We start from the raw sequence: 13,715 nt of genomic DNA, 5'->3' as shown, positions 1-13,715 counted from the left end.
GCGGTAGCCGGACTCAGCTGTCCGCCGGCGTCTGCTGCCGCACACTGTCCTCGACCAGATCGAGCACTGCGGTGAGGTTCCTCGGGTCCTCGCCGGAGGCGATCCGGGCCACCAGTCCGTCGAGCACGAGGTCCAGGTAGATGTGCAGGACCGCACTGGGCACGTCGTCGCGTAGGCGACCGGCCTGCTTCTGACGGCGCAGGCGCTCGGTGATGGCGGTATCCAACTCGGCTGACCGTTCGGCCCAGCCGCGGTGAAAAGCCGGATCGTTGCGCAACTTTCGGGCGATCTCCAGGCGGGTGGCCAGCCAGTCGAACTGCTCGGGAGCGGCGAGCATATTCCGCATCACCTGAATCAATCCTTCGCGGGCGGCCACCTCGGCCATCCGCTCGGCGTCCTCTCGGGCCAATTCGAAGAACAAGGTGTCCTTGTCCTTGAAGTGGTGAAAGATTGCGCCGCGCGACAGCCCGATGGTTTCTTCGAGCCGTCGCACGGTCGCACTCTCGTATCCGTACTGACCGAAGCAGCGCCGGGCGCCGTCGAGGATCTGACGGCGCCGGGCCGCAAGGTGGTCGTCGGTCACCCGGGGCACGTGTGCGCCTTCGCTGCTTCGTTCGGTCCGGTCAGGATTACTTCGACTTCAGCATGTTGCGCAGCACGAACTGCAGGATGCCGCCGTTGCGGTAGTAGTCGGCCTCACCGGGGGTGTCGATGCGGACGACGGCGTCGAACTCCACCTTGGAACCGTCGTCCTTGGTGGCGGTGACCTTGACCGTCTTCGGAGTCTTGCCCTCGTTGAGCGCGGTGATCCCGGTGATGTCGTAGGTCTCGGTGCCGTCGAGCTTGAGGCTCGCCGCCGATTCGCCGGCCGGGAACTGCAGCGGGATGACACCCATGCCGATCAGGTTCGACCGGTGGATGCGCTCGAAGGACTCGGTGATGACGGCCTTCACACCCAGCAGGACCGTGCCCTTGGCTGCCCAGTCACGCGAGGAGCCCGAGCCGTACTCCTTGCCGCCCAGGACCACCAGCGGGACGCCGGCTTCCTTGTAGTTGACCGAGGCGTCGTAGATGAATGCCTGCGGGCCGCCCGGCTGGGTGAAGTCACGGGTGTAGCCGCCTGAGACATCGTCGAGCAGCTGGTTCTTGAGCCGGATGTTGGCGAAGGTGCCGCGGATCATCACCTCGTGGTTGCCGCGCCGCGACCCCAGCGAGTTGTAATCCTTGCGTGCCACACCGTTGGCGTCGAGGTACTGCGCAGCCGGTGTGCCCGGCTTGATCGCGCCGGCCGGGCTGATGTGGTCGGTGGTCACCGAATCACCCAGCAGAGCAAGGACTCTGGCGCCTGCGATGTCGCCGACCGGCTCCGGCTCGGCGGGCATCCCGTCGAAGTAGGGGGCCTTGCGCACGTAGGTGGACGCGTCGTCCCACTCGAAGGTGTTGCCCTCCGGGGTGGACAGCGAACGCCAGCGGTCGTCGCCCTTGAATACATCGGCATAGGAGTCGGTGAACATCTCCCGGTTGATCGAGGACGCGATGGTTTCCTCGATCTCTTGGGCTGATGGCCAGATGTCCTTGAGGAAGACGTCATTGCCATCCCGGTCCTGGCCGAGCGGGTCGGACTCGAAATCGAAGTCCATGGTGCCCGCGATGCCGTAGGCGATGACCAGCGGCGGGGAGGCCAGGTAGTTCATCTTGACGTCGGGGGAGATGCGGCCCTCGAAGTTGCGGTTGCCCGAGAGCACCGCGGTCACCGACAGATCGTTGTCGTTGATGGCCTTGGAGATCTCGTCGGGCAGCGGCCCGGTGTTGCCGATGCAGGTGGTGCAGCCGTAGCCGCCCAGGTAGTAGCCCAGCTTCTCCAGGTAGGGCCACAGGCCGGCCTTGTTGTAGTAGTCGGTGACCACCTGTGAGCCGGGCGCCATGTTGGTCTTCACCCACGGCTTGCTCGACAGGCCCTTCTCGACGGCCTTCTTGGCCAGCAGGGCCGCACCGATCATCACCGTCGGGTTGGAGGTGTTGGTGCAGGAGGTGATGCCTGCGACGACCACCGCGCCGTGGTCGAGCACGAACTCGCCGCGCTCATCGGATTTCACGGTGATCGGCTTGGACGGCCGACCCGCGGCGCCGTTGGCGGCAGACGGACGAACATCGATCGCGCCGTCGTCGGCGAAGGACAACTTGGCCGGGTCCGAGGCCGGGAAGGACTCCTCGATCGCCTCGTCGAGCTGGCTGTGCGGCGCCGGGTGGTTTTCCTCGACGTAGTTGTGGATGTCCTTGCGGAACGCGTTCTTGGCATCCGACAGCTCGATGCGGTCCTGCGGACGCTTGGGGCCGGAGATGGAGGGCACCACGGTGGACAGGTCCAACTCGAGGTACTCGGAGAAGGCCGGCTCGTGATCGGGGTTGTGCCACATGCCCTGCGCCTTGGCGTAGGCCTCGACCAGGGCGAGCTGCTGATCGGTGCGCCCGGTCAGCCGCAGGTAATTGATGGTCTCTTCGTCGATCGGGAAAATCGCTGCGGTGGAACCGAATTCGGGGCTCATGTTGCCCAGGGTGGCGCGGTTGGCCAGCGGTACCTCGGCCACGCCCTTGCCGTAGAACTCGACGAACTTCCCGACCACACCGTGTTTGCGCAGCATGTCGGTGACGGTGAGCACCACGTCGGTGGCGGTCACGCCGGGCTTGATCTCGCCGCTGAGCTTGAAGCCGACCACGCGGGGGATGAGCATCGAGACGGGCTGGCCCAGCATCGCGGCCTCGGCCTCGATACCGCCGACGCCCCAGCCCAGCACACCGAGACCGTTCTGCATGGTGGTGTGGCTGTCGGTGCCCACGCAGGTGTCGGGGTAGGCCACCCCATCGCGCTCGAACACCACTCGGGCCAGATATTCGATGTTGACCTGGTGCACGATGCCGGTGCCCGGGGGGACGACCTTGAAGTCGTCGAACGCGCCCTGGCCCCAGCGCAGGAACTGGTAGCGCTCGGAGTTGCGCTCGTATTCGAGTTCGACGTTGCGCTCGAAGGCGCCGGCGTTACCGAACACGTCGAGGATCACCGAGTGATCGATGACCATCTCCGCCGGCGAGAGCGGGTTAACCTTCTCCGGATCGCCACCCAGTGCCGCGACCGCCTCGCGCATCGTGGCCAGGTCGACGATGCAGGGCACGCCGGTGAAGTCCTGCATCAACACCCGCGCCGGGGTGAACTGGATCTCGATGCTCGGTTCCGCCGAGGGATCCCAGTTGGCGATGGCCTCGATGTGGTCCTTGGTGATGTTGGCGCCGTCTTCGGTACGCAACAGGTTCTCGGCCAGTACTTTGAGGCTGTACGGGAGCTTTTCGGCACCGGGTACCGCGTCCAGTCGGTAGATCTCGTAGTTCTTGTCCCCGACAGTTAGTGTGTCGCGGGCACCAAATGAGTTAAGGGACGAATTTTCCGTATTCTCGCTGCTCACATCAACTCCCGGCTCGATCTTGCCGCGACGGGCTGTGTCGGCGGCGTTTCGACGTTAACAGTACGCTTGTCCTGCATTGCCTGGTGGGCCGGGGTCCAGTCTTCCCCTGTGGAGTGCTCGTTGCTACCCAGTCGGCTGGATCCTTCTGATCTGGTGGGCCCCGACTCCACCGTCATGTCGGCGTGGTGTTCGAGCCCGAGCATCACTTCCACGTGACGATCGGCGTTCGACCCGGTGACGATTCCCCTGTCCCCATCGTCGGGCCGAACGTTCGAGGCGTACCGTGCTGGCGTGACCGGACCCCATGTCATCCCGTTCCTGCCGGCCTACATTCCGGTCGAGGTGTGCGACACCGTAGGACTCGATGCAACCCAACCCGACGGGCTGGCGAAGTGCATGGCGGCCGTGCAGGCCGACGTTCGCGATGACGGTGTCAGTGCCCCCGCCGCCGATGTCGAAGCCCTGCGTCAGGTGGTCAGCGATGCCCGACAGGAGGGCATCGACCTCAAGATCGTCGTGCTGCCGAGTAACCCGGGTATCGACACCCCCCTGCGGGATATCGCGACTGAGGTCGGGCATGCCAATCCGGGCGCGACCGTCCTGGCGCTGAGCCCGTCGTTCGCCGGCACGTACAGTCCGACGATCGATCGGGTGACTTTGGAAGCGGGACAGGACGTCGCCAAGACCGGTAATCCGGTGTTATCCGCAAAGAATTTCGTCGGCGAGATTTCCGCCCCGGATTTCCCCTGGACCACACTCGCGATCGCATTGGTCCTCGGCGTCGCCGCCGCGGCCGCCTTCACCCGGGTTCTGCAGCGCCGCAGCAAACAATCGGCCGGGTCAGAGGCATCGCGCACCTCCTCGGAGTAGCTGCCCGACGTCCATCGAACATTCGTTCGGGATAACGCTCAATATCACTAATTGGTCACACTATTCGCAATTACAAACTTGTAATTTGTGACCAATGTTTCTTTGGCTCTAGATGTGACGTACGGTGCAGTCGGTAGCCATTGTTGTAGTTGTGCCTCATGTGACTTCTGTGCAATGGCCCCGAGCAAACGCCGGTACGCCGTCGTTGAGCCATAGGAGACTTGAGTCGAATGAGACGCAGCGTTGGCGTCCCGCGCACGCGAGGAGCAGATCGGGTCTGTGCGTCCCGGCTGTACGGCCGTTTCCTGGCCGTGCCGGTAGCCGCCGGGATGTTGCTTGCCACGGCGATGTCGGGAGGTGTCCCGGCGGTCGCCGAGCCCGAGGCGCCCGGTCAGGTCGCAACGCTCGTCGCAGCGGTGGCCAACGCCGATCAGAAGCTGCAGGAGCTGGGTGCCGCCATCCAGACCCAGCAGGAAGCGGTCAACAAGGCCATCGTCGACGTGCAGGACGCCCGCGATGCGGCCGCCACAGCGCAGCAGGAAGTCGATGCCAGCCAACAGGGCATTGCCGACGCCGGCACCGCCATCGATGAGGCGCAGAAGCGCTTCGACACCTTCGCTGCGGCCACCTATGTCAGCGGCCCCGCCGGTGCGTACCTGACCGCGTCCGACCCGACCGACATCGTCAGCGCCGCCGCCACCGGTCAGACCCTGGCGGTCAGCAGCGACAAGGTGATCGCCGACCTGCAGCGCGCCCGTACCGAGCAGGTCAACCGGGAGTCGGCCGCACGCCTGGCCAAGCAAAACGCCGACCAGGCCACCGTCGACGCCCAGACGAGTCAGGACACTGCGGTTGCGGCGTTGCGCACGGCGCAGCAGACGTTCAGCTCGCAGCGAGATGAACTGCAGCGGTTGACCTCCGAACGCGCCTCCGCCCAAGCCCAGCTCGCCCAGGTGCACCAGGCCTCGGCGCCGAGTGCCCCGGCCGCCCCGGCGCAGCGACCGGCACCACAGGCGGCGGCAGGCGACTGGGATCGCGCCCCGGGCGCGCCGGTACAGGCCGGCCGGAACTGGGACAGCCTGTGGGATCCGACGCTGCCGGCGATCCCCAGCGCATTCGTCAGCGGTGACCCGGTGGCCATCATCAACACCATCCTGGGCATCTCGTCGACGTCGGCGCAGGTGACACAGAACATGGGTCGCCAATTCCTGCAGAAGCTCGGGATCATTCCGACGCCCACCGGCTACACCAACGGGGCCATCCCGCGGGTCTACGGACGGCAGGCATCCGAATACGTGATCCAACGGGCAGGCTCCCAGATGGGCGTTCCCTACTCCTGGGGCGGCGGCAACGCTGCCGGACCGAGTCGCGGCATCGATTCGGGGGCCAACACGGTCGGGTTCGACTGCTCGGGTCTGATCCTCTACGCGTTCGCCGGTGTCGGTATCAAGCTGCCGCATTACTCGGGTTCGCAGTATGACGCCGGCCGCAAGATCCCGTCCTCGCAGATGCGCCGCGGTGACGTGATCTTCTACGGCCCCGGCGGCAGCCAGCACGTAACGCTCTATCTCGGCAACGGCCAGATGCTCGAAGCGCCTTACACCGGTTCGGAGGTCAAGATCTCCCCGGTCCGCACGAGCGGGATGACCCCGTACGTCGTCCGCTATATCGAATACTGATGGGAATACATTGCGCTCCTACGTGTTTCGTTGCCTGACGCTGATCGCCGCGTTCACGTTCGCGGCGATCGGTCTGGTGGCGCCGGCCAATGCCGCGCCAGACGCCGGCCAATGGGATCCCACCCTGCCGAAGGTCGTCAGCTCGGGTGCGCCGGGGGACCCGGTAGCCATCGCCAACGCCTCGTTCCAGGTCAGCCAGATCGCGCTGCAGACCACGCAGAGCCTTGGTTCGCAGTTCCTGCAGACCATCGGGTTGGCCCCCAAACAGGCCGCCTCGACATTCCCCGGTGGCCGGGTCCGTGGCCCGCAGGCCATCGAATACGCGATCCGGCGCGGCGGTTCCCAGATGGGCGTGCCGTACTCGTGGGGCGGCGGTACGCTGACCGGCCCAGGCCCCGGTGTGGACTACGACGCCGGCAAGGTCGGTTATGACTGCTCGGGCTTCACCCGGTACGCGTTCGCCGGGGTCGGAGTGCAGATCCCCAAGTACTCCGGAGACCAGTACAACACCGGTCGCAAGGTGCCGGTGGCGCAGGCAAAGCGCGGTGACCTTCTGTTCTGGGGACCGGGCGGTAGCCAGCATGTGGCGATGTACCTCGGCGGCGGCAAGATGCTGGAGGCGTCGGGCAGCGCGGAGAAAGTCACCGTGAGTCCGGTCCGCACGGCAGGTATCCAGCCCTATGCGGCCCGCATCATCGAATCCTGAGGGGAACCTGAACTCTTCCGGGCAGCGTCGACGGATTCCGAAGTGCCTGGAATAGTTGACGACGGGCACCCGATTGCCCGATCAGCAACACGCGCAATACCAGCGTTTTTAGCCGAACACCGTGGGAGGAAGTTGATGACGTCACCGAGTGGACCGCCGCAGGGCGCCGGAGGTTATCCCGGTTCGAGCCCGGCGCCGGGCTTTCCGCCCGGATCGGCCGGCTCCCACGCCGCGCCGGCTGCCCCGCAGGCCGCCACCAACGGCAGCCTGCAAGCCGAGGTGCATACCCTGGAACGCGCCATCTTCGAGGTCAAGCGGATCATCGTCGGCCAGGACCAGCTCGTCGAGCGGATGCTCGTCGGTCTGCTCGCCAAGGGCCACGTACTGCTCGAGGGCGTACCCGGTGTGGCCAAGACGCTGGCGGTCGAGACGTTCGCCAAGGTCGTCGGCGGCACTTTCGCCCGCATTCAGTTCACCCCTGACCTGGTGCCCACCGACATCATCGGTACCCGCATCTACCGGCAGGGCAAGGAAGACTTCGACATCGAGCTCGGCCCGGTGGTGGTCAACTTCCTGCTCGCCGACGAGATCAACCGTGCGCCGGCCAAGGTGCAGTCCGCACTGCTCGAGGTGATGGCCGAGCGAAAGATTTCGATCGGCGGTAAGACCTTCCCGCTGCCCAGCCCTTTCCTGGTGATGGCCACCCAGAACCCGATCGAGCAGGAAGGCGTCTACGCACTTCCGGAAGCGCAGCGCGACCGCTTCCTGTTCAAGCTCAACGTCGACTACCCGTCGCCGGAGGAAGAGCGCGAGATCATCTACCGGATGGGTGTCAAGCCCCCGGAGCCCAAGCAGATCCTGGACACCGGCGACCTGCTGCGACTCCAGGAACTCGCGGCCAACAACTTCGTGCACCACGCACTGGTGGATTACGTGGTGCGGATCGTCACCGCGACCCGCGAGCCCGAGAAGTTCGGCATGCCCGACGCCAAGGCGTGGATCGCCTACGGCGCCTCGCCGCGTGCGTCACTGGGGATCATCTCCGCAGCCCGCGCGCTGGCGTTGGTGCGGGGCCGCGACTACGTCATCCCGCAGGACGTCGTCGAGGTGATTCCCGACGTGCTCCGGCACCGTCTGGTCCTGACCTACGATGCGCTGGCCGACGAGGTGTCAGCGGAGACCGTGGTCAACCGGATCCTGCAGACAGTGGCGCTGCCGCAGGTGAATGCGCTTCCGCAGCAAGGGCATTCGGTTCCACCCGCAGTTCCCGCCGCGGCTGCCGCGGCCGGTGGTCGGTGACCAGTTCTTCCGGGGCCCGACGCTCAGTGGATCTGCCGTCTCTGAAGCGCGGGGAGATTCGGGACCCCGCGTTGACGGCGGCATTACGCAAGCTTGAGCTGACGGTGCGACGCAAGCTCGATGGCGTCCTCCACGGCGATCACCTCGGCCTGATCCCGGGTCCGGGGTCGGAGCCGGGGGACTCGCGGATCTACCAGCCCGGCGACGATGTGCGCCGGATGGACTGGTCGGTGACAGCGCGGACTCAGACGCCTCACGTGCGGCAGATGATCGCCGACCGCGAACTGGAGACCTGGCTGGTGGTCGACATGTCGGCCAGCCTGGACTTCGGCACCGTCGGGTGTGAGAAGCGCGATCTCGCGGTGGCGGCCGCCGCCGCGATCACGTTTCTCAACAGTGGTGGCGGCAACCGGATCGGTGCGATCATCGCCAACGGCGACATCGTGCGCCGGGTTCCGGCACTGAGCGGGCGGGTGCACGAGCAGGAATTGCTGCGGGCCATCGCCACCACGCCGAAGGCCCCGACCGGGGTCCGTGGCGATCTGGCGGCGGCCATCGACGCGCTGCGTCGTCCCGAGCGGCGGCGCGGTATGGCGGTGATCATCAGCGACTTCCTGGGACCGATCAACTGGATGCGTCCGCTGCGGGCGATCGCCGGCCGTCACGAGGTGCTGGGGATCGAGATCCTCGACCCGCGCGATGTCGAGCTGCCCCCAATCGGCGATGTGGTGCTGCAGGACACCGAGTCCGGCGTCACCCGCGAATTCACCATCGACGAGCAGCTGCGCAGTGACTTCGAGCGGGCCGCCGCGGCGCACCGGGAACAGGTGGCACGCACGTTGCGGCGTTGCGATGCGCCGCTGCTGAGTCTGCGCACCGACCGGGACTGGATCGCCGATGTGGTGCGGTTCGTAGCGAACCGGCGGCGTGGCGCCCTGGCCGGCCGATGAGAAATCGAAAGCGAAAAGACTTCTAGCACATGACTTTACCGATTCTTGGTCCGATGAGCCTGACGGGCTTCGCGCACGTGTGGTGGTTCCTTTTCCTCTTCGTGGTGCTGGGCCTGATGGCGTATTACGTCATCGTGCAGCGGGCGCGCAGACAGCGGGTGCTGCGGTTCGCCAACATGGAGCTGCTGGAGAGTGTGGCGCCCAAACAGCCGACCCGGTGGCGGCATCTGCCCGCGGCCCTGCTGGCGGCGTCGCTCGTCCTGTTGACGGTGGCGATGGCCGGTCCTACCCATGACGTGCGGATTCCGCGTAATCGCGCGGTGGTGATGCTGGTGATCGACGTGTCGCAGTCGATGCGGGCCACCGACGTCGCGCCCAGCCGGCTGGCCGCCGCGCAGGAGGCAGCCAAGCAGTTCGCCGATCAGCTCACCCCGGGGATCAACCTGGGCCTGATCGCCTACGCCGGGACGGCGACCGTCCTGGTGCAGCCGACCACCAACCGCGAGGCCACCAAGAACGGTCTCGACAAGCTGCAGTTGGCCGACCGGACCGCAACGGGTGAGGGCATCTTCACCGCACTGCAGGCGATTGCCACCGTCGGTGCGGTGATCGGCGGCGGCGACGAGAAGCCGCCTGCGCGCATCGTGCTGATGTCGGACGGCAAGGAGACTGTGCCGTCCAATCCGGACAACCCGAAGGGCGCCTACACCGCGGCACGCACCGCCAAGGACCAGGGGGTGCCCATCTCCACGGTGTCCTTCGGCACGCCATATGGCTATGTCGAGATCAACGACCAGCGCCAGCCGGTTCCGGTCGACGACGAGATGCTGGGCAGGATCGCCAAGCTGTCCGGTGGTGACGCCTTCACCGCGTCCAGCCTGGAACAGCTCAAGCAGGTGTTCACCTCGCTGCAGCAGCAGATCGGCTACGAGACCATCAAGGGCGATGCCAGCCTCGGCTGGCTGCGGCTGGGTGCGTTGGTGCTGGCCCTGGCCGGGGTGGCAGCCCTGCTGATCAACCGCAGACTGCCCGGTTGAGCCACGATCGCGCGCTGCCGGACGGCAGTCCGCACCGGCGATGCGATTTTCAGACCATGCTGGTGACGAGATAAGTTGGCGGGCATGAGTGACAGTCCTGCCACCGAAGCCGACACCCGATCCACCACCGGTCGACCGGCGTTCGTTCCCCGTTCCGTACTGGTCACCGGTGGAAACCGGGGGATCGGCCTGGCGATCGCGCAGCGACTGGCCGCCGACGGACACAAGGTTGCCGTGACGCACCGCGGATCCGGGGCACCCGACGGCCTGTTCGGCGTCGTGTGCGACGTGACCGACAACGAGGCCGTCGACCGCGCGTTCAAAGAGGTCGAGGAGCACCAGGGCCCGGTCGAGGTACTGGTGTCCAACGCCGGTATCTCCCAGGACGCGTTCCTTATGCGGATGACCGAGGAACGATTCGAGAACGTCATCAACGCCAACCTCACCGGAGCTTTCCGGGTGGCGCAGCGGGCCTCGCGCAGCATGCAGCGCAAGCGTTTCGGCCGGATCATCTTCATCGGTTCGGTCTCGGGCATGTGGGGCATCGGCAACCAGGCCAACTACGCGGCCGCCAAGGCCGGTCTGATCGGTATGGCCCGCTCGATCTCCCGGGAGCTGTCCAAGGCCGGCGTCACCGCCAACGTGGTGGCACCCGGTTACATCGACACCGAGATGACCCGTGCCCTGGACGAGCGGATTCAGGCGGGCGCCCTGGAATTCATCCCGGCCAAGCGGGTCGGCACGGCCGAGGAGGTCGCCGGCGCGGTGAGTTTCCTGGCTTCCGAGGACGCAAGCTACATCGCCGGCGCGGTGATCCCCGTCGACGGTGGCATGGGCATGGGGCACTGACCCATCTGGATCTGACCCAAAGATATTGGTCTACTGAAACTTTCCCAAGAAGGAGTCGCACTAATGGCAGGTTTGCTCGAAGGCAAGCGCATCCTCGTCACCGGGATCATCACGGATTCGTCGATCGCGTTCCACATCGCGAAGGTGGCCCAGGAGGCCGGGGCTGAGCTGGTGCTCACCGGATTCGACCGGATGAAGCTGATCCAGCGCATCGCCGACCGGTTGCCCAAACCCGCGCCGCTCCTGGAGCTCGATGTGCAGAACGAGGAGCACCTGGCGAGCCTGGCCGATCGGATCACCGCTGTGATCGGCGAGGGCAACAAGCTCGACGGCGTGGTCCACTCGATCGGCTTCATGCCGCAGACCGGCATGGGGGTGAACCCGTTCTTCGACGCCCCGTACGCCGACGTCGCCAAGGGCATCCACATCTCGGCGTACTCCTACGCCTCGCTGGCCAAGGCCACCCTGCCGGTCATGAACGAGGGCGGCAGCATCGTCGGCATGGATTTCGACCCGACCCGCGCGATGCCGGCGTACAACTGGATGACCGTGGCCAAGAGCGCACTCGAGTCGGTCAACCGATTCGTCGCTCGTGAGGCCGGCCCATTCGGTGTCCGCTCCAATCTTGTTGCCGCCGGCCCGATCCGGACCTTGGCCATGAGCGCCATCGTGGGTGGTGCGCTCGGCGCCGAAGCCGGTGACCAGATGCGGCTGCTCGAAGAGGGCTGGGATCAGCGTGCGCCCGTCGGTTGGAACATGAAGGACCCGGAGCCGGTCGCCAAGACCGTGTGCGCCCTGCTGTCCGACTGGCTGCCCGCCACCACCGGCACCATTGTCTACGCTGACGGCGGCGCCAGCACCCAGCTGCTCTAGTCGCTTGCGGCGCTTACGCTGAAGATTGCAGTCACGTGGTGACCGCAATCCTCAGCGTAGTGATCGGCACATCACCCGAACCCCTTTAGGAGGACGGCCCGGCATGAAGTTTGATGCGGTCCTGCTGCTGTCCTTCGGGGGACCGGAGGCGCCGGAACAGGTGATGCCGTTCCTGGAGAACGTCACCCGGGGGCGAGGAATCCCGGCCGAGCGACTGGCCGACGTCGCCGAGCACTATCTGCATTTCGGCGGGGTGTCGCCGATCAACGGGATCAACCGCGCACTGATCGAACAGCTTCGGCTGCAGTTGCCCGATCTGCCGGTGTATTTCGGTAACCGAAACTGGGATCCGTACGTCGAGGACACCGTTGCGGCGATGCGGGACAACGGCATTCGGCGCGCAGCGGTGTTCACCACATCGGCCTGGGGTGGGTATTCCAGCTGCACCCAGTACGTCGAGGACATCGCCAGGGCCCGGGCTGCGGCCGGACCCGACGCGCCGGAGCTGGTCAAACTGCGTCAGTACTTCGACCATCCGTTGTTGGTGGAGATGTTCGCCGACTCGATCGCGGCAGCGGCCGCCACCTTGCCCGCCGAGCTGCGCGCCGAGGCCCGGCTGGTGTTCACCGCCCACTCGGTGCCCATCGCCGCCGAGGAGCGCCACGGCCCGCGGCTCTACAGCCGCCAGGTTGGCTACGCGACGCGGCTGGTGGCCGCCGCGGCGGGCTACCGGGACTACGACCAGGTGTGGCAGTCGCGATCGGGTCCGCCCCGGATCCCGTGGCTGGAGCCCGACGTGGCCGATCACCTGACTGTGTTGAGCCAGAAGGGGACCCGAGCGGTCATCGTCTGTCCGATCGGATTCGTCGCCGACCACATCGAGGTGGTGTGGGACCTCGATTACGAGCTGCGACTGCAGGCCGAACAAGCCGGCATGGCCTTCGCGCGGGTGCGCACCCCGAACGCCGACGAACGTTTCGCCCAGTTGGCCGCCGGGCTTGTCGAGGAGCTCCGCACCGGTGCGGAGCCGCTGCGGGTCGCCGGTCCCGACCCCGTCGCTGGCTACGGATTCAGCGTCAACGGCGCGCCGTGCTCACCGCACTGCTGTGGATCGAAAAGCTAGTCACGCCAAGCAGATTGCAGGATGGCCTCGAGCGCGGCCAATCGAGCAGAGCGCACCACCTGAGCCAACGGCCGCATGGCGTCACCGGCGATCTGAACCTCCGAGGAACTCTGCAGGCCGATCGGCATCAGTCCCGAACTCACGGTGATGATCGCTTCCACGTGTGCGGCATTCTCCAGCACCCGCACGGCCCGGGTGGGGGCGTGGTCGGGCATGTGGTGCAGCCGGCCGGCTTCGAGGATGTCTTCGACCATGGTGCGGGGATCGTCGACGTCCAGACCGATACCGGCCCGCAACGCGACCAGCGTGTCGGCGGCCGAGCGCACGGCTGAGCGCAACTCGTACTCGGCCTCGCCGAGATCGTAGTGCTGAGGCGGCGGTAGAACGGGAAGTGAGTAGACCGTCCACGACAGTGCCCGCGGCTCCAGCTCGAACGCGGATTCGTTTTCGACGTCGTCGAACTCGAAATACTCGAACTCGGGCACCAGTCCGACGCCGTCCAACTCCTCATGGGTCACCAGCACCGCTTCACCGATCGTCAGCGCGTCGCGCTGGAACTGCGAACCTGCGGGCAGTCCCCGGACATCGCCGGGCACCGGCAGGGCGACCCGAACCGAGGGCCTGGTGCCGGACCTGCCGACGGCGGTGCGCAGCGTCTGCAACAACGACACCGAACCCGAGTCTTCCAACTCGGGCCAGGGCAGCCCGGTCCGGACCGCGGCTTGCGAGTCATACGCCGTCACAGAATGCGTTGGTGCCCACTGGGATAACGCGTCGAGGACGTCGTCGGGCGCGGCTGCACCGGCGAGCCAGGCGTTGGCCCACATCGAAAGAGTTGCACTTGGACACCACATGATCCTGGCAGTGTAAT

Annotated in this window: 12 protein-coding genes; 9 read left to right on the top strand and 3 right to left on the bottom strand. The window is 66.2% G+C overall.

From position 1 onward, the window contains the following. Positions 1-13: 13 nt before the first annotated feature. Together G6N44_RS04915 and G6N44_RS04910 are read right to left on the bottom strand one after the other, a co-directional pair. Entirely contained in the window at positions 14-592 is a 579-nt protein-coding gene (locus tag G6N44_RS04915; RefSeq protein WP_163661634.1) for a TetR/AcrR family transcriptional regulator, read from the bottom strand. A gap of 37 nt (positions 593-629) precedes the next feature. Then, a complete protein-coding gene (locus tag G6N44_RS04910) occupies positions 630-3,458 on the bottom strand; it encodes an aconitate hydratase (RefSeq protein ID WP_163661632.1) in 2,829 nt (942 codons plus the stop codon). Between the two features lie 291 nt (positions 3,459-3,749). Between G6N44_RS04910 and G6N44_RS04905 the strand changes: the two genes are divergently transcribed. From G6N44_RS04905 to G6N44_RS04865, 9 genes are all read left to right on the top strand, one after another. After that, positions 3,750-4,328, top strand: a complete 579-nt coding sequence (locus G6N44_RS04905; RefSeq protein ID WP_163661630.1) for an Rv1476 family membrane protein — start codon at positions 3,750-3,752, stop codon at positions 4,326-4,328. 230 nt (positions 4,329-4,558) lie between these two features. Beyond that, a complete protein-coding gene (gene ripA / locus G6N44_RS04900) occupies positions 4,559-6,007 on the top strand; it encodes an NlpC/P60 family peptidoglycan endopeptidase RipA (protein WP_163661628.1) in 1,449 nt (482 codons plus the stop codon). Positions 6,008-6,029: 22 nt separating this feature from the next. Next, positions 6,030-6,713 (top strand): NlpC/P60 family peptidoglycan endopeptidase RipB, encoded by a 684-nt coding sequence (ripB, locus tag G6N44_RS04895; RefSeq protein ID WP_372508146.1) that lies wholly within the window; start codon positions 6,030-6,032, stop codon positions 6,711-6,713. Between the two features lie 135 nt (positions 6,714-6,848). Beyond that, entirely contained in the window at positions 6,849-8,012 is a 1,164-nt protein-coding gene (gene moxR1, locus G6N44_RS04890) for a chaperone MoxR1 (protein ID WP_163661624.1), read from the top strand. Continuing rightward, positions 8,009-8,962 carry a DUF58 domain-containing protein gene (locus G6N44_RS04885; RefSeq protein ID WP_163661622.1) on the top strand — a complete coding sequence of 318 codons (954 nt, stop codon included), beginning with the start codon at positions 8,009-8,011 and terminating at the stop codon, positions 8,960-8,962. The genes moxR1 and G6N44_RS04885 overlap by 4 nt, the downstream gene beginning before the upstream one ends. Positions 8,963-8,991: 29 nt before the next feature. Then, positions 8,992-9,999: a VWA domain-containing protein gene (locus tag G6N44_RS04880; RefSeq protein WP_163661620.1), complete on the top strand. Its 1,008-nt coding sequence runs from the start codon at positions 8,992-8,994 to the stop codon at positions 9,997-9,999. Positions 10,000-10,083: 84 nt separating this feature from the next. After that, a complete protein-coding gene (gene fabG1, locus G6N44_RS04875) occupies positions 10,084-10,848 on the top strand; it encodes a 3-oxoacyl-ACP reductase FabG1 (protein ID WP_163661618.1) in 765 nt (254 codons plus the stop codon). A 63-nt stretch (positions 10,849-10,911) separates the two neighbouring features. After that, complete coding sequence (gene inhA, locus G6N44_RS04870; protein ID WP_163661616.1) at positions 10,912-11,721, top strand: NADH-dependent enoyl-ACP reductase InhA; 810 nt, start codon at positions 10,912-10,914, stop codon at positions 11,719-11,721. 103 nt (positions 11,722-11,824) lie between these two features. Beyond that, the gene (locus tag G6N44_RS04865; protein WP_163661614.1) at positions 11,825-12,844 is read left to right on the top strand and encodes a ferrochelatase; all 1,020 of its coding nucleotides are present in this window, start codon (positions 11,825-11,827) and stop codon (positions 12,842-12,844) included. Here the strand turns inward: G6N44_RS04865 and G6N44_RS04860 are convergent. Then, positions 12,841-13,698: an Rv1486c family protein gene (locus tag G6N44_RS04860; RefSeq protein WP_163661613.1), complete on the bottom strand. Its 858-nt coding sequence runs from the start codon at positions 13,696-13,698 to the stop codon at positions 12,841-12,843. The genes G6N44_RS04865 and G6N44_RS04860 overlap by 4 nt on opposite strands. Between the last annotated feature and the right edge of the window lie 17 nt (positions 13,699-13,715).

Source organism: Mycolicibacterium alvei, assembly GCF_010727325.1.
GTDB classification, from domain to species: Bacteria; Actinomycetota; Actinomycetes; order Mycobacteriales; family Mycobacteriaceae; genus Mycobacterium; species Mycobacterium alvei.
Note: the sequence above shows the minus strand (reverse complement) of the source record. Positions and strands in the feature narration are given on the sequence as shown.

Coding starts and splice junctions, on each gene's coding strand:
- ripA (WP_163661628.1), top strand. CDS start 4,559: ATGAGACGCAGCGTTGGCGTCCCGCGCACGCGAGGAGCAGATCGGGTC.
- moxR1 (WP_163661624.1), top strand. CDS start 6,849: ATGACGTCACCGAGTGGACCGCCGCAGGGCGCCGGAGGTTATCCCGGT.
- G6N44_RS04880 (WP_163661620.1), top strand. CDS start 8,992: ATGACTTTACCGATTCTTGGTCCGATGAGCCTGACGGGCTTCGCGCAC.
- fabG1 (WP_163661618.1), top strand. CDS start 10,084: ATGAGTGACAGTCCTGCCACCGAAGCCGACACCCGATCCACCACCGGT.
- inhA (WP_163661616.1), top strand. CDS start 10,912: ATGGCAGGTTTGCTCGAAGGCAAGCGCATCCTCGTCACCGGGATCATC.
- G6N44_RS04865 (WP_163661614.1), top strand. CDS start 11,825: ATGAAGTTTGATGCGGTCCTGCTGCTGTCCTTCGGGGGACCGGAGGCG.
- G6N44_RS04860 (WP_163661613.1), bottom strand. CDS start 13,698: ATGTGGTGTCCAAGTGCAACTCTTTCGATGTGGGCCAACGCCTGGCTC.